Annotated in this window: 18 protein-coding genes and 4 pseudogenes; 14 read left to right on the forward strand and 8 right to left on the reverse strand. The window is 73.3% G+C overall.

Annotated features, from left to right (window positions below; translation table 11 throughout):
* Positions 1 to 416: 416 nt before the first annotated feature.
* From J7462_RS33760 to J7462_RS28240, 6 genes and pseudogenes are all read left to right on the forward strand, one after another.
* Positions 417 to 1,265, forward strand: a pseudogene (locus J7462_RS33760) (LAGLIDADG family homing endonuclease); the annotation flags it as partial.
* A pseudogene (locus J7462_RS33465) lies at positions 1,266 to 2,501 on the forward strand (vitamin B12-dependent ribonucleotide reductase); the annotation flags it as partial.
* A 189-nt stretch (positions 2,502 to 2,690) separates the two neighbouring features.
* Positions 2,691 to 3,626 carry a DUF2332 domain-containing protein gene (locus J7462_RS28225; protein ID WP_219468631.1) on the forward strand — a complete coding sequence of 312 codons (936 nt, stop codon included), beginning with the start codon at positions 2,691 to 2,693 and terminating at the stop codon, positions 3,624 to 3,626.
* 138 nt (positions 3,627 to 3,764) lie between these two features.
* Positions 3,765 to 4,007 (forward strand): DUF5522 domain-containing protein, encoded by a 243-nt coding sequence (locus J7462_RS28230; RefSeq protein WP_219468635.1) that lies wholly within the window; start codon positions 3,765 to 3,767, stop codon positions 4,005 to 4,007.
* A 56-nt stretch (positions 4,008 to 4,063) separates the two neighbouring features.
* The gene (locus tag J7462_RS28235; protein WP_219468638.1) at positions 4,064 to 5,320 is read left to right on the forward strand and encodes an MFS transporter; all 1,257 of its coding nucleotides are present in this window, start codon (positions 4,064 to 4,066) and stop codon (positions 5,318 to 5,320) included.
* Positions 5,321 to 5,426: 106 nt separating this feature from the next.
* Complete coding sequence (locus J7462_RS28240; RefSeq protein WP_219468640.1) at positions 5,427 to 5,978, forward strand: hypothetical protein; 552 nt, start codon at positions 5,427 to 5,429, stop codon at positions 5,976 to 5,978.
* Between the two features lie 103 nt (positions 5,979 to 6,081).
* Here the strand turns inward: J7462_RS28240 and J7462_RS28245 are convergent, their stop codons facing one another.
* Positions 6,082 to 6,771 carry a metal-dependent transcriptional regulator gene (locus J7462_RS28245; protein ID WP_208569554.1) on the reverse strand — a complete coding sequence of 230 codons (690 nt, stop codon included), beginning with the start codon at positions 6,769 to 6,771 and terminating at the stop codon, positions 6,082 to 6,084.
* A 168-nt stretch (positions 6,772 to 6,939) separates the two neighbouring features.
* Between J7462_RS28245 and J7462_RS28250 the strand changes: the two genes are divergently transcribed.
* The 3 genes and pseudogenes from J7462_RS28250 to J7462_RS28260 all read left to right on the forward strand — a co-directional run bounded on the left by J7462_RS28250 (position 6,940) and on the right by J7462_RS28260 (position 11,611).
* Complete coding sequence (locus tag J7462_RS28250) at positions 6,940 to 7,797, forward strand: sulfurtransferase (protein WP_219468643.1); 858 nt, start codon at positions 6,940 to 6,942, stop codon at positions 7,795 to 7,797.
* 48 nt (positions 7,798 to 7,845) lie between these two features.
* Positions 7,846 to 9,027 carry an acetoin utilization protein AcuC gene (locus tag J7462_RS28255; RefSeq protein ID WP_208569552.1) on the forward strand — a complete coding sequence of 394 codons (1,182 nt, stop codon included), beginning with the start codon at positions 7,846 to 7,848 and terminating at the stop codon, positions 9,025 to 9,027.
* Positions 9,024 to 11,611, forward strand: a pseudogene (locus tag J7462_RS28260) (GNAT family N-acetyltransferase). The gene J7462_RS28255 and the pseudogene J7462_RS28260 overlap by 4 nt, the downstream one beginning before the upstream one ends.
* A gap of 198 nt (positions 11,612 to 11,809) precedes the next feature.
* Here the strand turns inward: J7462_RS28260 and sigB are convergent.
* Positions 11,810 to 12,826, reverse strand: a complete 1,017-nt coding sequence (sigB, locus tag J7462_RS28265) for an RNA polymerase sigma factor SigB (RefSeq protein WP_374197553.1) — start codon at positions 12,824 to 12,826, stop codon at positions 11,810 to 11,812.
* A 222-nt stretch (positions 12,827 to 13,048) separates the two neighbouring features.
* On the opposite strand from sigB, the gene J7462_RS28270 reads away from it, so the two are divergent.
* A complete protein-coding gene (locus J7462_RS28270) occupies positions 13,049 to 13,837 on the forward strand; it encodes a sporulation protein (protein WP_219470793.1) in 789 nt (262 codons plus the stop codon).
* Between the two features lie 260 nt (positions 13,838 to 14,097).
* Here the strand turns inward: J7462_RS28270 and dtd are convergent, their stop codons facing one another.
* A complete protein-coding gene (gene dtd, locus J7462_RS28275) occupies positions 14,098 to 14,520 on the reverse strand; it encodes a D-aminoacyl-tRNA deacylase (protein ID WP_219468646.1) in 423 nt (140 codons plus the stop codon).
* 141 nt (positions 14,521 to 14,661) lie between these two features.
* Entirely contained in the window at positions 14,662 to 16,146 is a 1,485-nt protein-coding gene (locus tag J7462_RS28280) for a methyltransferase (RefSeq protein ID WP_219468649.1), read from the reverse strand.
* Between the two features lie 190 nt (positions 16,147 to 16,336).
* Here J7462_RS28280 and J7462_RS28285 point away from each other — a divergent pair.
* From J7462_RS28285 to J7462_RS28295, 3 genes and pseudogenes are all read left to right on the forward strand, one after another.
* Positions 16,337 to 17,550, forward strand: a pseudogene (locus J7462_RS28285) (S8 family peptidase); the annotation flags it as partial.
* Positions 17,551 to 17,689: 139 nt separating this feature from the next.
* A complete protein-coding gene (locus tag J7462_RS28290) occupies positions 17,690 to 18,265 on the forward strand; it encodes an HhH-GPD-type base excision DNA repair protein (RefSeq protein WP_219468652.1) in 576 nt (191 codons plus the stop codon).
* A 56-nt stretch (positions 18,266 to 18,321) separates the two neighbouring features.
* The gene (locus J7462_RS28295) at positions 18,322 to 19,521 is read left to right on the forward strand and encodes a low temperature requirement protein A (RefSeq protein WP_219468655.1); all 1,200 of its coding nucleotides are present in this window, start codon (positions 18,322 to 18,324) and stop codon (positions 19,519 to 19,521) included.
* A gap of 60 nt (positions 19,522 to 19,581) precedes the next feature.
* Here J7462_RS28295 and J7462_RS28300 read toward each other — a convergent pair whose 3' ends face one another.
* Together J7462_RS28300 and J7462_RS28305 are read right to left on the reverse strand one after the other, a co-directional pair.
* The gene (locus tag J7462_RS28300; RefSeq protein ID WP_208569545.1) at positions 19,582 to 19,890 is read right to left on the reverse strand and encodes a hypothetical protein; all 309 of its coding nucleotides are present in this window, start codon (positions 19,888 to 19,890) and stop codon (positions 19,582 to 19,584) included.
* 13 nt (positions 19,891 to 19,903) lie between these two features.
* Entirely contained in the window at positions 19,904 to 20,191 is a 288-nt protein-coding gene (locus J7462_RS28305) for a hypothetical protein (RefSeq protein ID WP_308291061.1), read from the reverse strand.
* 102 nt (positions 20,192 to 20,293) lie between these two features.
* On the opposite strand from J7462_RS28305, the gene J7462_RS28310 reads away from it, so the two are divergent.
* Complete coding sequence (locus J7462_RS28310; RefSeq protein ID WP_204923972.1) at positions 20,294 to 20,653, forward strand: DUF3099 domain-containing protein; 360 nt, start codon at positions 20,294 to 20,296, stop codon at positions 20,651 to 20,653.
* A 33-nt stretch (positions 20,654 to 20,686) separates the two neighbouring features.
* On the opposite strand, the gene J7462_RS28315 is transcribed toward J7462_RS28310, so the two are convergent.
* Positions 20,687 to 21,595 (reverse strand): carbohydrate kinase family protein, encoded by a 909-nt coding sequence (locus J7462_RS28315; protein WP_208569543.1) that lies wholly within the window; start codon positions 21,593 to 21,595, stop codon positions 20,687 to 20,689.
* Positions 21,592 to 22,518, reverse strand: a complete 927-nt coding sequence (locus J7462_RS28320) for a pseudouridine-5'-phosphate glycosidase (RefSeq protein WP_219468661.1) — start codon at positions 22,516 to 22,518, stop codon at positions 21,592 to 21,594. Before J7462_RS28320 ends, J7462_RS28315 begins: the two co-directional genes overlap by 4 nt.
* Between the last annotated feature and the right edge of the window lie 83 nt (positions 22,519 to 22,601).

A 22,601-nucleotide genomic window follows, 5' to 3' on the forward strand; every position in this document is an offset into this window, starting at 1 on the left:
TGGTCACCACCGACCGGGGCCTGACGCGGCTCGGCGAGATCGGTGACGTGTACGGCGACCGCTGGCAGGACCTGGACATGAAGGTCTCCACCGACGAGGGTGCCCGCCAGGCCACGAAGTTCTTCGTCAACGGCGAGGAGCCGACCCGGCGGGTGGTCACGGAGGGCGGTTACCGGATCCAGGGCACCCTGGCCCACCGGATCAAGGCCGTCGACCCGGAGTCCGGTGAGTGGGTCTGGAAGCGGATGGCGGACGTCGTCGTGGGTGACCTCGTGCCGGTCCAGCTCGGCACCCTGGTGGGCGAGCCGAGGCGGGTGCCGCTTCCGGTGCTCGACCAGGCGTACTACACCGACGACCGGCGGTTGCACGTGCCCGACTCGGTCGACGCGGACCTGGCCGAGCTGGTCGGTTACTTCATGGGCGACGGCAGCCTGCACGCCAAGGGCATCCGGTTCTGTGTGCCCGACACCGACCTGGACGTCGTCGAGCGGCTCCGGGTGCTCGGCAAGGGGCTCTTCGGTCTGGAGCCGGTGGTGGCGGCCCAGGCCGGTTACCAGGAGGTCACCCTTCAGTCGGTGCGGCTCGCCAGGTGGTGGCAGGCGGCCGGGTTCGCCAAGACCCTGCCGCACGGCGACCACAGCGGCAAGGGCTGGGTACCACGGGTGCCGTCGGCGCTGTTGGAGACCAACGACGTCACCGTGTACGCGGCGTTCCTTCGCGGCCTCTTCGAAGCCGACGGGACGGTGGTAGCCGGCGTGCCGTCGCTGTCGACGTCCGCCGAGGCGTTCGCCGCCGAGGTGCGTACCATGCTGCTGACGCTGGGGATGGCCACGACCACCCGACGTACCACAAGCGGCCTCGGTTCAGACGTGTGGCAGGTCCGGCTGCGCAACATGGAGCACGCGGTCGGGTTCGAGGAGATCGTCGGTTTCCTCGGTGACCGTAAGACCCGACAGTTGGTCGTCGAGCCGACCCAGACCGGCAACCGGGACCGGATCCACCTGCCCGGCGCAGTGTGGGACCTGCTGGCGCCGGTGGGGCACGAGTTGCGGAACACGGTCGTCCAGTCGTTGCGTAAGACCGGGGGCGTCCCCCGGGCGGTGGCGATGCGGCTGTTCGCCGAGACCGGCGACGACCGGCTCGGTCACGCGCTCGGATACCTCTTCGAGCCGGTGGCGGCGAACGAGGACGGCGGTATCCAGCCGACCTACGACCTCTCGGTGCCGGCGAACGTCACGTACGTGGCGTCCGGCTTCGTGAGCCACAACACCATCGGCCTGATGATGGACTGCGACACCACCGGGGTCGAGCCCGACCTGGCGCTGGTGAAGTTCAAGAAGCTGGTCGGCGGCGGCTCGATGCAGATCGTCAACCAGACCGTGCCGCGCGCCCTGCGCAGCCTCGGCTACCCCGAGGAGCAGGTCGAGGCGATCGTCGAGCACATCGCCGACCACGGTCACGTGGTGGACGCCCCCGGCCTCAAGCCGGAGCACTACCCGGTCTTCGACTGCGCGATGGGCGAGCGGTCCATCGCCCCGATGGGTCACGTGCGGATGATGGCGGCCGTCCAGCCGTTCATCTCGGGTGCCATCTCCAAGACGGTCAACATGCCGGAGCAGGCCACCGTCGCCGACGTCGAGAAGATCTACTTCGAGGGCTGGAAGCTCGGCCTGAAGGCGCTGGCGATCTACCGGGACAACTGCAAGGTCGGCCAGCCCCTCTCGGTGGCCAAGCCGAACAAGACCGCCGCCCCGGCCGCCGTCGAGACGCCGGCCCCGGCCGCCGTGGAGAAGGTCGTCGAGTACCGGCCGGTGCGTAAGCGGCTGCCGAAGAAGCGCCCGTCGGAGACGGTCTCCTTCTCCGTCGGCGGCGCGGAGGGCTACCTCACCGCCTCGTCCTACCCGGACGACGGGCTGGGCGAGGTCTTCCTCAAGATGTCCAAGCAGGGCTCGACCCTGGCCGGGGTGATGGACGCCTTCTCGGTGGCCATCTCCATCGGCCTGCAGTACGGCGTCCCGCTGGAGACGTACGTCAGCAAGTTCACCAACATGCGCTTCGAGCCGGCCGGCATGACCGACGACCCGGACGTGCGGATGGCCGCCTCGGTGATGGACTACATCTTCCGGCGGCTGGCGTTGGACTTCCTGCCCTACGAGCGTCGTGCCGAGCTGGGCATCTTCACCGCCAAGGAGCGGGCCGCGCAGCTGCGGGCCGAGGCCGACGCGGAGATGAGCGGCACGGACCTGACCGCGATGGCGTCCTCGGCCCCGGTCGAGGTGACCGAACCGAAGACCGGCCCGCTGGCCCAGCCGGCCCAGGAGCTGGCCGAGGTGGCCGCCGCCAAGCCGGCGCCCGCCGTGGGCTCCTCCACCGAACTGCTGGAGGCCGTGATCGGCAAGGCCGCCGACGCGCCGCTCTGCTTCACCTGCGGCACGAAGATGCGCCCCGCCGGCAGCTGCTACGTCTGTGAGGGCTGCGGCTCCACCAGCGGTTGCAGCTGACGTACGCGTCGAACGGGAGGGCCGGCACCCGACGGGTGCCGGCCCTCCCGCGTCCCGTCCCCATGATCGACCCCAGTGGGGCGAGGTAGCGGCACCGGTCCTACCCGGACGCCGCTACCTCGCTCCCGTCGCGCAGATCACGCCGACGGCGGCGCACCGGGGGCCGCGCCGGACGGGGATGATCGGGGCATGACCACAGCCGACCGGTACGTCGAGTTCGCCACCAGGGAGGCGCACGGCGTCTCACCGTCGTACGAGCGACTGGCCCACGCGGTCGCCCGGGACAGCAGCCTGCTGGCGCTTCTCGATACCCTGCCGCCGGGCAAACGCCAGCCGAATCTGCTGTTCGCCGTGGTCCGACTGTGCGGCGGTACGGTCGAGGACCCGGCCGCGTTCGGCGAATTCGTCAGGGCCAACTGGCCGGCTGTCGCGGCGGAGATCCGGGCCAGGGCGACGCAGACGAACGAGGCCGGGCGCTGTGCCGTCCTCCTGCCGGTGCTGGCCTCGTTGCCGCAGCCACTCGCCCTGCTGGAGGTGGGCGCGTCGGCAGGCATGTGCCTCTACCCCGACCGGTACGCGTACCGTTACGGCGACCGTCTGCTCGGTACAGGTACGCCGACGCTCGACTGTGCGATCACCGGCACGACGCCACCGGCTCGCCTGCCCGAGGTGGTGTGGCGGGCCGGCCTCGACCTCAACCCGCTCGACGTCACCGATCCGGACGACATCGCCTGGCTGGACGCCCTCATCTGGCCGGAGAACGGGCACCGCCGCGAGCGGCTGCAGGCTGCTGCGGCTGTCGTCGCGGCCGACCCGCCGCTGCTCGTCCGCGGTGATCTGGTCGACGACCTGCCGGAGGTGGCGGCACTGGCCCCGTCCGACGCGACCCTCGTGGTGTTCCACAGCTCGGTGCTGTATCTGGTGCCACCGCCGCGCCGCGCCGCGTTCGTCGAGGTGGTGAGCGGTCTTTCCGGCCACTGGATCGCCAACGAGGACCCGGCGGTGCTGCCCTACCCGGGTCTGCCGGGGCAGCAGGACGACACGCTGCACAACGTGCTCGCGCTCGACGGCAGGCCGCTTGCCTGGACCCGCGGCCACGGCCAGGCGCTCACCTGGTTCGCGTAGCCGGTGGGCTGAGCAAACCGCACCGCTGCGACGATCCCTGACTCTGCGCGACTCGACCAGCGGGGCCTGCCGGCCGGGCGCGGGGATCCGCAGACCCGCACCAGGGGTGGGGGAGCGAGCCCTCCTTACACTCACCGGGTGAGTGGGCAACGACGTCCGTTGGCGGGCCGGCCGCTGACCGAGCCGCACCCGTCCCGGCTGTCGCCGGAGCACCCCGACCGGGCGCGGATCCTGGCCGCGCACGCCGCCGCGCTCGCCGCCGGGGACGCCGGTTATCCCGACCCGGCCACCGGGCTGTTCGTCCTCAGCGCCGGTTTCCTGGCCCGGCGGGGCACCTGCTGCGGGCGTGGCTGCCGGCACTGCCCGTACGTCGACGACTAATTCGGCTGTCCCGGCGGCCCGCCCCACCTAGGTTGGGGCGGACCGACGGGGGATCGATGACGGCGCAGGTGACCGACGGTCGGGCGGTACGCCGGCCACTGTGGCGGGACCGGAACTTCGCCCTGTTCTGGGCCGGCCAGACGGTCGGTGAGCTGGGCACCCGGATGTCCGGGGTGACGGTGCCGCTGCTGGCCGCCGGCCCGATGCGGGCCAGCGTGTTCCAGGTCTCCCTGCTGACCGTGCTGGCCTGGCTGCCGTACCTGCTCTTCTCGCTGCCGGCCGGGCTGTTGGCCGACCGGGTCGACCTGCGCCGACTGATGATCGGCTGCGACCTGGGCCGGGCCGTGTTGCTGTCGTCGCTGCCGGCGGTCGCCCTGGTCGGCCGGCTCACCCTGGCCGTCCTGTACGTCGTCGTCGGGCTGTGCGGGGTGCTCACCGTGCTCTTCACCGTGGCCTACAAGAGCATCGTGCCGGCGCTGGCACCGGCGGACCGGCTGGTCGAGGCGAACGCCCGGCTGACCGTCACCGCGGACACCGCCGCGCTGGTCGGGCCGACCGTCGGCGGGGCACTGGCCGGGCTGGTCGGTGCCGCCCGGACGTTCCTCGGCACCGCGCTGGCGTTCCTGCTCAGCGCGGCGACCCTGGCGGCGGTCCGCCTTCCGGTACGGGACCGTCGGGCCGCCGACCGGGTGCCGGTGCGGTCCGCCCTCACCGAAGGGCTGCGTTTCGTCGGCCAGCGTCCGATCCTGCGCAGCATCCTGGCCTGCACCGCCACCTCGAACTTCTTCGCCATCGGCACCAACGCGCTGGAGGTCAGCTACCTGGTATGGGAGCTGCGGGCCGGGCCGGCGACGATCGGGCTGGTCTTCTCCCTGGGGGCGGTCGGCGGCCTGGTCACCGGCGCGTTCGCCGCCCCGCTGTCCCGCCGGATCGGCACGGCCCGGGTGATCTGGATGGCGATGGCGGTCCCCGGGCCGCTCTACCTGCTGGTGCCGTTGGCCCGATCCGGCTGGGGACTGGCGCTCTACGTCGTCGGGCTGGCCGCGTTCTCCGCCAACGCGGTGCTCTACAACGTGTCGATCCTGTCGTACCGGCAGCGGATCACTCCGCCGGAGCTGCTCGGTCGGGTGAACGCCGCGTTCCTGTGGGTCTGCTTCGGGGTGGTGCCGCTGGGGGCGCTGGCCGGCGGCCTGCTCGGCAGCCAGTGGGGGTTGCGGCCGGCGCTGGTGGTCTGCGCGCTCGGCACCTGGAGCGCCGCCCTGTTCGTGCTGCTGTCTCCACTGCGGACCATGCGCGATCTTCCGGCCACCTGACGGCGGCAACGGCGGACGGTCGGGGTCTTCCGTCCGGCAGTGCCAACCCGTACGGTTTCCGACGGACATCGGCGGATCTCCCGCCGACGATCACGGAGGTGTGCCCGTGCACGGGCGGATCTGGCTCGCCGGGGCGGGCGTGCTGCTGACCACGGGCTGCGGGGCGTCGGAGCCCGACCCGGTACGGCTGCCGGCGGGGGAACCGGTCGTCGTCGAGGTGGGTGCCGCCTCGTCCGGTGGGGCGTGCCGGCTGCTCGACTTCGCGGTGATCGAGGAGCACACCGGCGTCCGCTTCGACGTGGCGGCGGCCAGCGAGCGGGGTGATACCCGTACCTGCGTGGTGCGGGCCACGGACACCACCTGGCCGGAGCTGACCCTGACCGTGACCGACACCTCGATCGACGTGCCGACCTTCACCGCTGACGTGCTGCCCGAGGGGGCGACGAAGGTGTCGAAGCTGGGCCAGGCCGGCTACCGGCGGACCGGCGCGAAGACCGCGAAGCACGGGCCGACGGCCGAGGTGGGCTGGTTGGCCGCGGAGGACCGGCTGGCCATGCTCCGCTGGACCTGCCCACCGGCCGAGGACCGGGCGACCGCCGGTGCGGTGGCCGGCCACCTGGTCGACCTGGCCAGGAAGCTCGACACCCGGTCCCTGTAACCCCCGTCCGGGCCGACGGCGACCCGAGCCGAGTCCGATCCCAGCCCGGACCGGCGGCGACGGGGTCCACCCCGGCCCGGCGCACGCCGGTGGCGGCCCGGGGTCAGTGGGCGGCGACGAACACCCGGGAGGCGACCTCGCGGGGCAGCCGGACCCGTTCGCCGGAGCGGTCGATGAACACCCCGTCGCGTTCCTGGGCGACGGTGACCGTGGCACCCGGGTCGACCCCGGCGGCGTGCAGTTGCCGCAGCACGTCGGCGTCGGTCTGCACGCTTTCGCAGATCCGCCGGACCACCACCGGGCCGGTCAGCCCGGGGAAGGCGAGGTTGCGTTCACCCTCGGCGTGGTCGGTGGCCTCGGTCTCCGGCGAGCCCAGCTCCTCCAGGCCGGGGATCGGGTTGCCGTACGGCGAGCGGGTGGGTCGGTTGAGCAGGTCGTAGACCCGCTTCTCCACCGCGTCGCTCATCACGTGCTCCCACCGGCAGGCCTCCTCGTGGGCCTCCTCGTAGGGCATCCCGATCACGTTGACCAGCAGCAGCTCGGCGAGCCGGTGCTTGCGCATCACCGACACGGCGGTGCCCCGGCCCAGGTCGGTGAGCGCCAGGTGCCGGTCGCCCTCGACGGTGAGCAGCCCGTCGCGTTCCATCCGGGCCACGGTCTGGCTGACGGTGGGCCCGCTCTGCCGCAACCGCTCGGCGATCCGGGCACGCAGCGGCGGCACCCCTTCCTCTTCGAGTTCGAGGATGGTGCGCAGGTACATCTCGGTCGTGTCCACTAAGTCATGGCTTTTCACATTCGCCCCTTTTGTCCGAAGGCGGCGAAGGTAGCTTCGCGCTCAGTGGTGTCGACCCGGTCATGCTTCACGTCAGCGGCCTCCCGGTGGTCGATGCTACCCCGGTGTACGAAGATCGACCTGCGCCGAATCGCGAGGTCGGTGCCCCGATGGTGTTGACTGGACGTCATGTCCGGTACCGCTACCCCCCTGATCGAGCCGGACCGGCTCGCCACCGAGCTGGCCCGCCCCGACCCGCCGACCCTGCTGGACGTCCGCTGGCGGCTGGTCGGCCCTCCGGGCCGCGACGACTACACCGCCGGCCACCTGCCCGGGGCGGTCTTCGTGGACCTGGACACCGTCCTGTGCGGTCCGCCCGGCCCGGCGGGCCGGCACCCGCTGCCCGAACCGGCCGCGCTCCAGGCCGCGCTGCGGGCCGCCGGTGTCCGCGCCGGTCATCCCGTGGTGGTGTACGACGACGGCGACGGCCTGGCCGCCGCCCGCGCCTGGTGGACGCTGCGCTGGGCCGGCCACCGGTCGGTACGGGTGCTGTCCGGCGGCTGGCCCGGCTGGCTCGCCGCCGGCCTGCCCGGCACCGTCGAGGTGCCCACCCCGCAACCCGGCGACGTCACCGTCACACCGGGTGGGCTGCCGGTGCTGGACGCCGACGACGCGGCCCGGCTCGGCGCGGCCGACGACGGTGTGCTGCTGGACGTCCGGGCCGCCCCCCGCTACCGGGGCGAGACCGAGCCGATCGACCCGGTCGCCGGACACGTGCCGGGCGCGGTCAACCTGCCCGCCCCCGAGTACGTCACCGAGGGCCGCTACCTGACCGCCGAGGCGCTGCGGGACCGGTTCGCCGCCGCCGGGGTGCGCGCCGACCAGCCGGTGGGGGCGTACTGCGGATCAGGGGTGACCGCCGCGCAGACGGTGCTGGCGTTGCACCTGGCCGGTCGGCCGGACGCCGCGCTCTACGTCGGATCGTGGAGCGGCTGGGTCGCCGACCCGTCCCGCCCGGTGGCCACCGGCCCGACACCAGCCGGTTGACCAGCACGCCTGGTGGGCGACCGGTGACCCGCGTGCGACGATGACCCCATGTCGGACGACACGCTGGTGGTGTGGGACGAGTCCCTGCTCGACTACGACATGGGGGAGCACCCGCTCGACCCGGTCCGGGTCGAGCTGACCGTCGCGCTGGCCCGGGAGCTGGGCGTCCTGGACCGGCCGGGCGTACGGCTGATCCGGCCCGAGCCGGCCGACGACGCGACGCTGACCCGGGTGCACCTGCCCGACTACCTGGCGGCGGTCCGGACCGCCCCCCGCGATCCGCTCTTCGCCGGCTACGGACTGGGCACCTCGGACAATCCGGTCTTCGACGGGATGCACGAGTCCAGCGCGCTGATCGCCGGGGCGACGGTGGCCGCCGCCGAGGCGGTCTGGCGGGGCGAGGCCCGCCGTGCGGTCAACGTGGCCGGTGGGCTGCACCACGCCATGCCCGACCGGGCCGCCGGGTTCTGCGTCTACAACGACCCGGCGGTGGCCATCGCCCGCCTGCTCGACCTGGGCGCCGAGCGGGTCGCCTACGTCGACGTGGACGTGCACCACGGCGACGGTGTGCAGGAGGTCTTCTACCACGACCCCCGGGTGCTCACGGTGAGCCTGCACGAGACCCCGCTCGCGCTCTTCCCCGGCACCGGGTTCCCCGACGAGACCGGTGGCCCGGGGGCGCAGGGCAGCGCGGTCAACGTGCCGCTGCCACCGGGCACCGACGACGCCGGCTGGCAACGCGCCTTCCACGCGATCGTGCCGTCGGTGCTGCGGGCGTTCCGACCGCAGATCCTGCTCACCCAGTGCGGTGCCGACGGGCACCGGCTCGACCCCCTGGCCGACCTGCACCTGTCGGTGGACGGGCAACGGGCCACCTACCTGACGTTGCGGGCGCTCGCCGACGAGTTGTGCGACGGCCGCTGGGTGGCCACCGGCGGCGGCGGTTACGCCCTGGTGGAGGTGGTGCCCCGGGCCTGGACGCACCTGCTCGCGGTGGCCACCGGCGACCCGCTCGACCCGGCCACCCTCACCCCGCCCGACTGGCGTGCGCTGGCCGCCCACCGGCTGCCCGGCCGGGACGTCCCGCTGCGGATGACCGACGACGTCGACCCGTCACACCAGCCGTGGCAGCCGACCGGTGAGCCGAACTCGGTGGACCGGGCGGTGGCGGCCACCCGCAAGGCGGTGTTCCCGCTGCTCGGGCTGGACCCGTACGACCCGCGCGACTGAGCCGGGGACCTGGGGAGGGACCGGACGTGGTGACCACTGTCGACCAACCGGTGGACGTGCTGCTCAGCGACGGCAGCACCGTCGGCCTGCGACCGATCCGGCCGCAGGACGCCCCGGAGATCGTCGCCATGCACGGGCGGTTCTCGGAACGCACCCGCTACCTGCGCTACTTCTCGCCGTACCCGCGTATCCCGGAACGGGACCTGCGCCGCTTCGTCACCGTCGACCACCGGGACCGGGAGGCGTTCGTGGTGCTGGTCGGCGACCGGATCGTCGCCGTCGGCCGGTACGAGCGGCTGGGTCCGGCGGCCCCCGAAGCCGAGGTGGCGTTCGTGGTGGAGGACGCCCACCAGGGCCGGGGGATCGGTTCGGTGCTGCTGGAGCACCTGGCCGACGCGGCCGGCCGGGCCGGCATCGGGCACTTCGTCGCCGAGGTGCTCCCCACCAACGGGGCGATGCTGCGGGTCTTCGCCGACTTCGGCTACCAGGTGCAACGGCAGTTCGCCGACGGGGTGGTGCACCTGACGTTCCCGATCGCCCCGACCGAGGCGACCCTGGCTGTGCAGCGGGGTCGGGAGCACCGCACCGAGGCGCGGTCCATCGCCCGGCTGCTCACCCCGCGCGGCGTGGCCGTCTACGGGGCCAGCGCCACCGGTCAGGGGGTCGGCGCGGCCGTCCTCGGGCACCTGCGCGACGGCGGCTACCCGGGGGCGATCGTGCCGGTGCATCCGAGCGCGCGCACGGTGGCGGGGCTGCCCGCGTACCCGTCGGCAGCCGACGCCGGAGTGGACGTCGACCTGGCGGTCGTCGCGGTGCCCCCGGACGCGGCGGCGGGGGTGGTGGCCGACGCCGCCGCTGCCGGCGCGCACGGCCTGGTGGTCATCTCCGCCGGTTTCGCCGAGGCCGGACCGGCCGGCGCGGCGGCCCAACGGGCCCTGGTCCGGGCGGCGCACGCCGCCGGCATGCGGGTCGTCGGCCCGAACTGCCTGGGCGTGGCCAACACCGACGGGCGGGTACGCCTCAACGCCACCCTGGCCCCGGTGCTGCCCGCCCCGGACGGGTGGGTTTCTTCAGCCAGTCCGGCGTGTTCGGGGTGGCGCTGCTGGCCGAGGCGCAGCGCCGGGGGCTGGGCCTCTCGAGTTTCGTGTCGGCCGGCAACCGGGCCGACGTGTCCGGCAACGACCTGCTCCAGTTCTGGCAGGACGACCCGGGCACCGACGTGATCCTGCTGTACCTGGAGACCTTCGGCAATCCGCGCAAGTTCGCCCGGTTGGTGCGCCGGATCGGCCGGGACAAGCCGGTGGTGGCGTTGGCCTCGCTGGCCCGCCCGGTCGGGTCCGGCGTCGCACCCACGCTCGACGAGGCCGCCGTCGGTGCCCTCTTCGCGCAGTCCGGGGTGATCCGGGTGGACACCGTCGCCGAACTGCTCGACGTCGGGACGCTGCTGGCCAACCAGCCGCTGCCCGCCGGTGGCCGGGTCGGCGTGGTCGGCAACTCGTCGGCGCTGACCGGCTTGGCGGCCACCGCCTGCGCGGGGCAGGGTCTCACGGTCGCCGCCGGCTACCCCCACGACGTCGGCCCGCACGCCGGTGCCGCCGCGTTCACCGCTGCGCTGGCCGGTGCCGCCGCCGACGACGGCGTGGATGCGCTGGTGGCGGTCTTCGCCCCACCCCTGCCGGGGCAGCTCACCGTCGAGGAGGCGGACTTCACCGCCGCCGTGGCGGCGGCGGTGACCGGCGGCAAGCCGACCGTGGTGACGTTCCTCGCCGGCCGGGTGCCGGTCGGGCTGCCCGCGTACCCGAGCGTGGAGGAGGCGGTGCGGGCGCTGGGCCGGGTCGGCCGGTACGCCGACTGGCTGCGCCGGGACCCGGGCACGCCACCGGAACTGACCGGGGTGGACCGGGCCGCCGGGCAGGCCGCGCTGCGCGGTGACGCCGCCGACGCGGCGGCGCTGCTCGCCGCGTACGGCATCGAGGTGGTCGGCTCGGCCCCGGCCGGCACCGTCGACGAGGCGCTCGCCGCCGCCGGGCGGCTGGGCTGGCCGGTGGCGTTGAAAGCCGCCGCGCCCGGCCTGCGGCACCGCCTCGACCTGGGCGCCGTCCGCCTCGACCTGGCCGACCCGGTCGCGCTACGCCGGGCGTACGCGGACCTGGCGGCGGCCTTCGGCGCGGACGTCCTGGTCCAACCGATGGTGCCGCCGGGGGTGGCCTGCGTGGTGGAGCTGCGCGAGGACCCGGCGTTCGGGCCGGTCGTCGGCTTCGGGCTCGGTGGGGTCGCCACCGAACTGCTCGGGGACCGGGCCTGGCGGGCGGTGCCGTTGACCGACCGGGACGCCGCCGAACTCGTCGACGAGCCCCGGGCGTCGCCGCTGCTGCACGGGCACCGGGGTGCCGACGCGGTGGACCGGGCGGCCCTGGCCGACCTGCTGCTGCGGGTGGGCCGGCTCGCCGACGAGCAGCCCCGGGTGCGGTCGCTCACCCTCAACCCGGTGCTGGCCCGCCCGGACGGCGTGTCGGTGCTGCACGCGGCGGTGGGGGTCGGCACGGCCGGGGCCCGCCCCGACACCGGCCCGCGCCGGCTCTGACCGTGCCCGCTGCCGGCTCCGGCGGTGACCGTGCCCGCTGCCGGGGGCGCTGACCGTGCCCGCTGCCGGCTCCGGCGGTGACCGTGCCCGCTGCCGGCGGCGCTGACCGTGCCCGCCGGCGGCTCCGGCGGTGACGAGACCCCGGACAGCGGGCAGGCCCCCGGCGAACCGCCGGGGGCCTGCGCCGAACCGTCCCGCTCAGCAGGCGTACGCCTCCAGCCGCTGCGCCCGCTCCGGGTCGCGCAACTTGAGCAGGGTGACCTTCTCGATCTGCCGGATCCGCTCCCGAGACAGGCCGAACTCCTTGCCGACCTCGTCGAGGGTGCGCTGCCGGCCGTCGTCCAGGCCGAACCGGAGCCGGATCACCGCCTGCTCCCGCTGAGAGAGGGTGGCGAGCACGATGCGTACCTCGTTGCGCAGTTCGCCGTTGGCGGCCGCGTCACCCGGCTCGGTGCGCTGGTCCACCGAGGCGACGAAGTCACCCAGGGCGCTCTCGCCGTCCTCGCCGACGGCCTGGTCGAGGCTGACCGGCTCCCGGTCGTACGAGATCAGCTCGATGACCTGGAACTCGGGGATCTCCATCGCCCGCGCCACCTCGGAGACGATGGGCTCGCGACCCAGCGTGACCGACAGCTCCCGGCGGACCCGGACCATCCGGTTGACCTGCTCGACCATGTGCACCGGGATGCGGATGGTGCGGGCCTGGTCGGCCATCGCCCGGGTGATCGCCTGCCGGATCCACCAGGTGGCGTACGTGGAGAACTTGTAACCCTTGGCGTAGTCGAACTTCTCGACCGCGCGGATCAGGCCGAGGTTGCCCTCCTGGATCAGGTCGAGGAAGGCCATCCCCCGCCCGGTGTAGCGCTTGGCGATGCTGACCACCAGCCGCAGGTTGGCCTCCAGCAGGTGGTCCTTGGCGGCGCGGCCCTCCCGGGCGATCAGGGCGAGGTCGGCGCGCAGGTCACCGGAGACAGGGGTGCAGGTGGACAGCTTCTCCTCGGCGAACAGCCCGGCCTCGATCCGTCTGGCCAGCTCCACCTCCTGGGCCGCGGTGAGCAGCTTGGTCCGGCCGATGCCGTTGAGGTAGGCCCGGACCAGGTCGGTGGAGACCCCGCGCTCGTCGGTGGCGTCGAGGTCGGTGAGGGCTTCGGTGCCGTGCTCGGCGTCGATGGTGGTGGCCGGGCGCGTCTTGTTATCGATCATCTGCAGGGCCATCTCTGTGTCTCCCCGTGTCTGCTTTCGGTGTCGCCTACCGGCGCCATCGGCTCCGGTGATGGACAGCTTTCCAACCGGGACGTGAAACGGGGGTGAGGCGATCGGGGACCCGACAGCAATCTGGTCGGATGCGGGGTGGGTCGTCGGCGGTCTTGCCAGGTCCGGCTACCGTGCCAGCGTCGGCCATCGGGGTCGGCGATGCGACAGGCAATGGAGGACGTGGTGGTCTTCAAACGGCTCATGCAGTCGATGGGGGTGGGCGGTCCGTCGGTGGAGACCGTGCTCGCCAATCCGAACTGCCGTCCCGGCGGGGTGCTGGAGGGGCGGGTCCACGTGGCCGGCGGCGACCACGCCGCCGACATCGAGTACGTGGCGCTCGGCCTGGTCACCCGGGTCGAGGTGGAGAGTGCCGACTCCGACTACGAGACCACCCAGGAGTTCGCCCGCCAGCAGGTCACCGGCCCGTTCCGGCTGGAGGCGGGGCAGCGCTACGACATCCCGTTCCGGTTCGCCGTGCCGTGGGAGACCCCGCTGACCGACCTGTACGGCCACCGGCTGCACGGGATGACGATGGGGCTGCGTACCGAGCTGGAGGTGGCCCGCGCAGTCGACAAGGGTGACCTGGACGCGGTGTCGGTGCACCCACTGCCGGCTCAGGAGCGGCTGCTGGAGGCGCTGCTGCGGCTGGGCTTCCGGTTCGCCCGCGCCGACGTCGAGCGCGGCCACATCTATGGCGTACGGCAGAGCCTGCCGTTCTACCAGGAGATCGAGTTCTACCCCGCCCCGCAGTACGCCGGAGCGATCAACCAGCTGGAGGTCACCTTCGTCACCGACCCGCACCAGGTGCAGGTGGTGCTGGAGATGGACAAGCGGGGTGGCCTGTTCACCGAGGGTCGGGACGCCTTCGGCCGGTTCACCGTCGACCACGCCACCGCCGATCGCACCGACTGGGCCGCCCAACTCGACGGCTGGCTCCGCCAGTCCCTCCAACGCCGAGGCCTCTTCTCCTAACCCACCCCACACCACCCCGCTCACCCCAACCCCCACCCACCCCCACCCAACCCGCCCCACCCCGCCCTGCTCGCCCCGCTCCGCCCCGCCCTGCTCGCCCAGCCCCGGCTCGCCCAGCCCCGGCTCGCCCAGCCCCGGTGATCAAGAAGTTTGCGTCACTTTGAAGATCGAACTTGACGCAAACTTCTTGATCACCGGGGCTGGGGGCTGGGGGCTGGGGTGGGGTGGGGGAGGGGGATGGGAGGGAGGGAGGGGCAGGGTCAGAGGTCCAGGAGGAGGGTGCGGGGGCCGGTGTTGGTGCTCTCGACGAGCATGTGGGTGCGGAAGCGGCCCGTCTCGACCGTCGCGCCCCGGGCGCGGAGCGCCTCGACCACGGCGGTGACCAGCGGTTCGGCCACCTCGGCGGGGGCGGCGGCGAGCCAGCTCGGGCGGCGGCCCTTGCGGGTGTCGCCGTAGAGGGTGAACTGGCTGACCAGCAGGATCGGGGCACCGGTGTCGGCGGCGCTGCGTTCGTCGTCGAGGATGCGCAGCTCGTGCACCTTGCGGGCCATCGTCCGGGCCATCTCGGGGGTGTCGGTGTGGGTGATGCCCAGCAGCACCAGCAGGCCGTCGGTGATCGCGCCGACCACCTCGCCGTCGACGGTGACGCTGGCCCGTTCGACCGTCTGCACCACCGCCCGCATCAGCCGGTCACCGCTTTGACGATGCCCCGTTCGACCGGGCGCATCAGTTGGTCACCGCTTTGACGATGCCCCGTTCGACCGCCCGCATCGGGATGCCCCGTTCGACCGCCCGCATCGGGATGCCTCGCTCGACCGGGCGCATCAGTTGGTCACCGGTTCGACGAGGCCCCGCTCGATCAGCCGCGCCACGATCGGGCCGGCCGCCTCGGCCAGCTCGTCGGGGGTGACGTCGTGCGCGGCGGCGAGCAGGGCGAGCTGGTCGCGCAGCGGCAGCCGGCCGTCGCAGCCGCCGACCAGGGCCAGCACCAGCGGATCGATCTCCTCGCTCCAGCGCAGCCCGTGCGGCATCGTCAGGACCTGCCGGTCCACCGCCCAGCCCTCGTCGCCGATCGTCGCCTCCTGGCGCAGTTGCAGCCCCGGTGCCGCCCGGTAGCGAAGGTCGAGCAGGCCGTCGGCACCGTGGGCACGTAGGAGGTCCTGCCGGTCGAACCAGCCGGCGACCTGGTCGCCCAGGGGTGGCTCGACCCGCTGCCGCAGGTCCTCCACCCGGACGACCGGGTCCTCGTGACCGTTGCGGCGCAGCGAGACGATGCCGAATCCGATCGACTCGACCTTGTGCGCGTCGAACCAGTCCAGCCAGGCTGCCGCCCGGTGCGGGTCGGTCGCCTCGCCGACGTCGGTCAGCCACAGGTGGACGTACGCCATCGGGTCGGCCACCTCGCGCTGGATCACCCAGGCGTCCAGGCCGGTGCCGGCGAACCAGCCGGTCACCCGTTCCGCCCAGTCCTCCCCGGCGACGTGCACCCAGTTGGCGAGGTACTGCATGGTGCCGCCCTCGGTGAGCAGGCCCGGCGCGGCGGCGGCCAGTTCAGCGCCGATCGCGTCGCCGACCCGGCCGGAGTCCCGGTAGACGTGGGTGGTGGTGCCCGGCCCGACCACGAACGGCGGGTTGCTGACCACCAGGTCGAACCGCCGGCCGGCCACCGGGGCGACCAGGTCACCGCGCAGCAGTTCCCAGTCCTGCCCGTTGAGGGCGGCGGTGGTGGCGGCGAAGCGCAGCGCCCGTTGCGACACGTCGGTGGCGGTGACCCGCCGGGCGTGGGTGGCCAGGTGCAGGGCCTGCACCCCGGACCCGGTGCCCAGGTCCAGTGCGGTGTCCACCGGGTGGCGGACGGTCGCGCCGATCAGGGTCTGGGTGGCCCCGCCGATGCCGAGCACGTGTTCGCTGTGCAGCGGTCGACCCGGGCGGGCGCTGGCCGGTACGTCGGCGAGCACCCACCAGGCGTCCCCGTAGGGTTCCAGGTCGACCCCGGCGCGCAGCCCGTCACCGTACGGCTCGACGAGGCCGGCGGCGACGGCGTCGGCGAGGTCGAGCGGGGCGAGCGCGGCGGCGACCGCCGGTTCCGGTTCGGTCTGGTCGCAGATGAACACCCGGATCAGGGTGCCCAGCGGGTCGCGGTCCTCGGTGGCGCGCAGCGCGGCCCGGAAGTCGTTGCGGGCCACCCCGCCGGTGGCCTGCGGGCCGAGTCGGCCGGCGATGCCGTTGGCGGTGAAGTCGGCGCTGGTGAGCGCGGCGCGTAGCGCCTCGACGCCGGCGGGGGAGAGCAGCATGTCGTCACGGTCCACCACGTCATCCTGCCTGGCGTGGGGGCACCGGTGGCGGGCACCCGCTGACTTCCATAACGCCACCTCAATCCCCCGGCCGTTATCTCTGTTACGTACGTCGATGTCTCGTTAGCATTCCCTCCAACATCCGTCGATGGGACGTTCGGGCGGCCCCTGCCTGCCCGGTCGTACCCGGTAGGGAGTTCAGACGATGTCCGACGTGTCCGTCCCCCGGCGTCACGCGCTCCGCGCGGTCGCCGTCGCGGCCACCGCCGCGGCCCTCTCCGTCGCCGCTGGCGCCCCGCCCTCGCCGCCCCCACCGGACAGATCCGCTACGCCTCCTCCCCGGACGCGATCAGCGGCAGCTACCTGGTCGTGTTGAAGGGCGACGCCGTCGGCACCGCCAACAGCCGGGCCGCCCGGACCGCCGTGCCGGACCGCGCCGCCAGCCTCACCAAGCGGTACGGCGGGAACGTCGCCGACGTCTACAGCGCCGCCCTCACCGGGTTCAGCGCGAAGATGAGCGCCAGCCAGGCCCGCCGGCTCGCCGCCGACCCGTCGGTGGCCTACGTCGAGCAGGACCGGGTGGTGACCGTCCAGGCGACCCAGACCAACCCGCCGTCCTGGGGTCTGGACCGCATCGACCAGCGCAACCTGCCGCTGAACTCCAGCTACACCTACCCGAACACGGCCACCAACGTGCGGGCGTACATCATCGACACCGGCATCCGGACCACCCACACCGACTTCGGCGGCCGGGCCACCTGGGGCACCAACGCGGTCGACTCCAACAACACCGACTGCAACGGCCACGGCACCCACGTCGCGGGCACCGTCGGCGGCACCAAGTACGGTGTGGCCAAGGGCGTGCAGCTGGTCGCGGTGAAGGTGCTCAACTGCCGGGGTCGCGGCAGCACCACCGCTGTGGTCAACGGCATCAACTGGGTGACCGCCAACGCGGTCAAGCCGGCGGTGGCCAACATGAGCCTCGGCGGCGGGGCCAGCACCGCCATCGACAACGCGGTGGCCAGCTCGATCAGCTCGGGCATCACGTACGCGCTGGCGGCCGGCAACTCCAGCGCCGACGCCTGCACCTCCTCCCCGGCACGGGTCGCCTCGGCGATCACCGTCGGCGCCACCACCAACACCGACGCGCGGGCCTCCTACTCCAACTTCGGCACCTGCGTCGACCTGTTCGCGCCGGGCTCGAACATCACCTCGTCCTGGAACACCAACGACACCGCCACCAACTCGATCAGTGGCACCTCGATGGCGTCCCCGCACGTCGCCGGTGCCGCCGCCCTGGTCCTGTCGGCCAACCCCTCGTACACCCCGGCGCAGGTCGCCAGCTCGCTGACCGGCAGCGCCACCCCGAACGTGGTGACCAGCCCCGGCTCGGGCTCGCCGAACCGGCTGCTCTTCGTCGTGAACTGACGCCCCACGGCACCGACGGCCCGGTGGACACCCGTGTCCACCGGGCCGCGCCGCGTCCGGACGCCTCCCGGCGCGGCGGACCGCACCGGATGTCGGCCGGGCGGGCGGCCGGGGCGGGCAGGATGGGGGCATGACGCTCTCGCTGCCCATCGACGGCGAGGCCAACCGGCTGCTGGAGCGCAGCCCACTGGCCCTGCTGACCGGGATGCTGCTCGACCAACAGGTGCCGATGGAGAAGGCGTTCTCCTCGCCGTACGTGCTCGCCCAACGGCTGGGGCACGACCCGGACGCCCGGGAGCTGGCCGGCTACGACCCGCAGGAACTGGTCGAGGTCTTCGCCCGGCCGCCTGCGCTGCACCGGTTCCCGAAGGCGATGGCCGGCCGGGTGCAGCAGCTGTGCCGGATCCTGGTCGACCGGTACGCCGGCGACGCCGGCCGGCTCTGGGCGGACGTCGACGACGGACGGGAACTGCTGCGCCGCATCGCCGACCTGCCCGGCTTTGGCACCCAGAAGGCGCAGATCTTCGTCGCCCTGCTCGGCAAGCGGTACGACGTGCGCCCCGACGGCTGGCGGGAGGCCGCCGGCGGCTACGGCGACCCGGACACCTACCGGTCGGTCGCTGACGTCACCGATGCGGAGTCGCTGCGTCGGGTCCGCGAGTACAAGCAGCAGGTGAAGGCGGCGGCGAAGGCGGACAAGGGCTGACGCAACCGGAGCCGGGTCGGCTCGTTGAGATCCGCGACAGCGGCGACGGGTGGACGATGGCGGACGAGCGGGGGGCGGCGCTGCTGCGCGGCGGGCTGAGCTCACCCCGGACCACCTTCCTGGAGCTCTTCTTCGACCTGGTGTTCGTCTTCGCGTTGACCCGGGTCTCCCAGCGGATCATCGACGACCTGAGCGTCGTCCGTCAGGATCTGCTGGCCGAGATCACCCAGACCCTGGTGATCTTTCTGGCCTTCTGGGCGGTCTGGACGTTCACCGCCTGGGTCACCAGCCGGTACGAACCGGAGCGCCCGGAGATCCAGTTCGTGGTGGTCTACTCGATGCTGGGCAGCATGGTGATGGCGGTCGCCACCCCACGGGCCTTCGACAGCCGGGGGCTGGCCTTCGCCCTCGCGTTCGTGGCGGTGCAGGTGGGGCGACCGCTCTTCCTCACGCTGGCGTTGCGGGGGCACCCACGACGCCTGGTCACCATGCGGGTGGTGGCCTGGGCGGTGATGAGCGCGGTGCCCTGGGTGCTCGGCGCGGTGTTCACCGGGTCGTGGCGGCTGGCCTGCTGGTCGTTGGCCGTCCTCGTCGACTACGCGGGGTTGATGTTCGGTTGGCCGGTGCCCAGGCTCGGCGCGACCCGCACCTCCACCTGGGGGGTGCTGGGGGAACACCTGGCCGAGCGTTACCAGCAGTTCTTCCTGATCGCCCTCGGCGAGAACATCCTCATCATCGGGTTGTCCTTCAGCGGGTACAGCTTTTCCGGGGCCAGCTCGGGGGCCTTCCTGCTGTCCTTCGTGACCACCGTGCTGCTCTGGCGGATCTACTTCCACCGGGCGGGTCACCTGCTCTCCGAGGCGATCCGGGTGGCCGACCGGCCCGGCCGGCTGGGGGAGTCGGTGAGCTGGACCCACCTGGTGATCGTCGCCGGAGTGCTGGCCACGGCCGTCGGCTACGAGCTGGCGATCGTGCACCCTTACCAGCCCACCGAACCGTCCTGGGCGGTCTTCATGATGGGCGGCCCGGCGATCTTCCTGGTCGCCCGCGCCCGCTTCGAGTACGAGATTTTCGGGCGGGTCTCCCGGTCCCGGGTCGTCGGGGTGCTCGCCCTGGCCGCGCTGGTGCCCGTCGTGACCCGGACGGTCACCGTGCTGGCACTGGCTGCGGCGGCCGCCGTGCTGGCGGCGATCACCGTCGCCGACTACCGCCGGGCGCTCGGGCACGCCCCGGAGCGGCCCCGGCCGGCCCTGTGAACCAGCTGCGTCAGTCGGCGCGGGGTCGACCGGCGGTGGGGCGGGGGCGTCCGCCGCAGGTCAGGCGGCGGTGGGGCGGGACAGCGAGGCGAGCGCCCGGCGTACGTCGGCCAGCGAGACGGTGGCCGAGTCGTCCAGGTCGGCCAGGCCGGCCTCGATCCACTGCCGCATCAGCGTGGTGACCCCGATGCCCCGGGCCTCGGCCGCCGCCCGGACCCGCTCGTAGGTGTCCGTCGGCAGGCGTACCGAGCGGCTGACCATCGGCACGTCCGTGTCGGGGGTGGGCAGCTCGACCGGCGGGCTGTCGTCGATCAGGTCGGCGAACGCGTCGTCGCCGTGGAATCGCTTGATGGCCTCGTTACGGTTCATCGCCGTCGCCTCCTCATCGGCGCGTTCTCCGCACGGCCTCGTCGTAGCGCTTGGCCTCGACGTCGCTCAGGTCACGGGCGGAGAGGACGTCCCAGTCGTGGTCGGTGCCGTCGGCCTCGGCGAGCAGGATGGCCAGCCGTCGGCCGCGAGCGCCCGCCGCGTAGACGACCGTCAGGTCCTCACCGAGATGCCGGATCACCCGGCGGGTGCTGTGCAGCGCCTCCCAGACTTCCCCGGGGGTGACGTCGTAGACCCGCAGGTTGGCCAACGCCTCGTCGGTGAAGCTGAACCGGCTGCCCACCGCCGGAGCGTACCACGCACGTAACACGATCCCGGTATGCGTCGATTTTCGCTGATCAAGGTGGTGCGGTGACAGGATGGGGGCAATCCCCTCAGGAGGTCCATGGTGAAGCGTCAGGCGTACCAGCCGATTCTGATCACCGACGCCTCGCGCAGCCAGGACGACCAACTCACCAGCCGGCAGAAGCGGTACGTGCTGATGATGGGCATCCGGGTGGCCTGCGTGATCGCCGGAGCGGTCCTGGTCGGCACCAAGGCCCCGCTGCTCTGGCTCTGGCTGCCCCTGGTGGCGCTGGGCATGATCCTCATCCCCTGGCTGGCGGTGCTGCTCGCCAACGACCGGCCGCCCAAGGAGCAACACCGCCTCGCCACCAGGTTCCAGCCCCGCCACCGCGACGAGACCCCGCCGATGAGCCTCACCGCCGAGGAACGCCCGCACCGGATCATCGACGCCGAACCCTGACGGGGCCAGCCGGTGCGGGCGTAGCCGGCACTGTCACCCGCCGGTCGCCTCCGGCCGGGCACCCACCATCGAGACCGCCAGGGCACCCAGGTCGGCGGCCCGGGTCAACGCGGCCCTCGGGGTCGCGCCGGTGATCCAGGCGGTGAGCAGGCCGGCCGCGAAGGCGTCCCCGGCCCCGGTGACGTCCACCACGGCGACCCGCAGCGACGGGGTCACCCCGACGGTGGCCCGCCGGTCCACCCAGATCGCCCCCGCGCCGCCGCGTTTGACCACCACCCGACGGGCCGCCGCCGACAACGCGCGCGCCTGGGCCGCCGGATCCAGCCCGCCGGCCAGCACCCCCGCCTCGTCCGCGTTGACCAACAGCAGGTCGACGTCGCGTACCCAGGACAGGAAAGCCGCCGCGCCGATCCGCCGCAGCGGCGCGGCGGAGGCGGCGTCGACGCTGGTGGTCAGCCCACGCTCGCGGGCGGCGGCCAACGCGCGCAGCCCGGCCGGTCGCGACCCGGCATCCAGCAGGCAGTACGCGGACAGGTGCAGGTGGGTCGCGTCGGGCACCGCCGCCAGGGCCCGGTCGACGTGCTCGGGGCTCAGCCGCAGGTTCGCCCCCCGCTCGGTGACCATGGTCCGCTCGTCGGCGGTGGCCAGCACGATCACCGTCCCGGTGGTGGCCTGCGGATGCACCTCGACCGCGCAGTCCACCCCGGCCCGTTCCAGCTCGGCCACCCGGTCCCGACCGGCGCCGTCGTCGCCGACCGCGCCGACAAGCGTCACCGGTGCGTGCTGGGCGGCGATCCAGGCGGCGGTGTTGGCCGCCTGACCACCCCCGGTGACCTTGATGGTCGCCGGGGTGTCCGAGCCGGTGGCCAGTGCTCCGGCCAGCACGGCGACCACGTCGGTGATCAGGTCGCCGACCACCACGATCCGACCGGGAGCGGTCATGCGGCGGGGTGTCCGGCCGCCGCGACCGCGATCCGCGCCGCCAGGTCGGCGTTGCGCAGGATGATCCGGACGTTGACCGCCAGGCTGGCGCCCTCGGTGGCCGAGTGGAAGTGGGCCAGCAGGAACGGGGTGACCGCCTTGCCGGTGACGCCGTCGCGGCCCAGCCGTGCCAGCCCCTCGGTGAGGGTGCGGTCGTGCAGCGCCGGGTCGAGCTGCTCGTCGACCGGGAGCGGGTTGGCCACGATCAGGCCGCCACCGTGCACCCCGTGCTGCTCCCGGGCGGCGAGCACCGCGGCGACCTGCTCGGGGGAGTCCACCGACCAGTCCAGGTCGAACCCGGAGTCGGTCAGGTAGAAGCCGGGGAAACGCCGGGTGCGGTAGCCGACCACCCCGACGCCGAGGGTCTCCAACCGCTCCAGGGTGGCCCCGACGTCGAGGATCGACTTGACCCCGGCGCAGACCACCGCGATCGGGGTACGGGCCAGGGTGACCAGGTCGGCCGACTCGTCGAAGGTCTGCGCGGCCTCCCGGTGCACCCCGCCCAGGCCGCCGGTGGCGAAGACCCCGATCCCCGCGGCGGCGGCCACCGCGCTGGTGGCGGCCACGGTGGTGGCGCCGTCCGCGCCGGTGGCCGCGGCCACGGCGAGGTCGCGGACGGAGAGCTTGGCCACACCGTCGACGGTGGCGAGGCGGGTCAGTTGGGCGTCGTCGAGGCCGACGACGAGTTCGCCGCCGACCATTCCGATGGTGGCGGGCACGGCGCCGGCGGCGCGGACGGTCTGCTCGATCTCCCGGGCGACCCGCAGGTTGTCCGGTCGGGGCAGACCGTGCGAGACGATGGTGCTCTCCAGGGCGACGACGGGACGGCCGTCACGCAGGGCTTCGGCGACCTCGGTTCCGGGTCGGAGGTGAAAGGTGGTCACGTCAGCTACCGTAACTGGCCGCCGACGGGGTGGGCTGCGGTGGACCGGACCCGGTCGACCTGCCAAACTTGTGCAGTTGGAGG

Source organism: Micromonospora sp. RL09-050-HVF-A (assembly GCF_019374995.1).
GTDB lineage: Bacteria > Actinomycetota > Actinomycetes > Mycobacteriales > Micromonosporaceae > Micromonospora > Micromonospora antibiotica.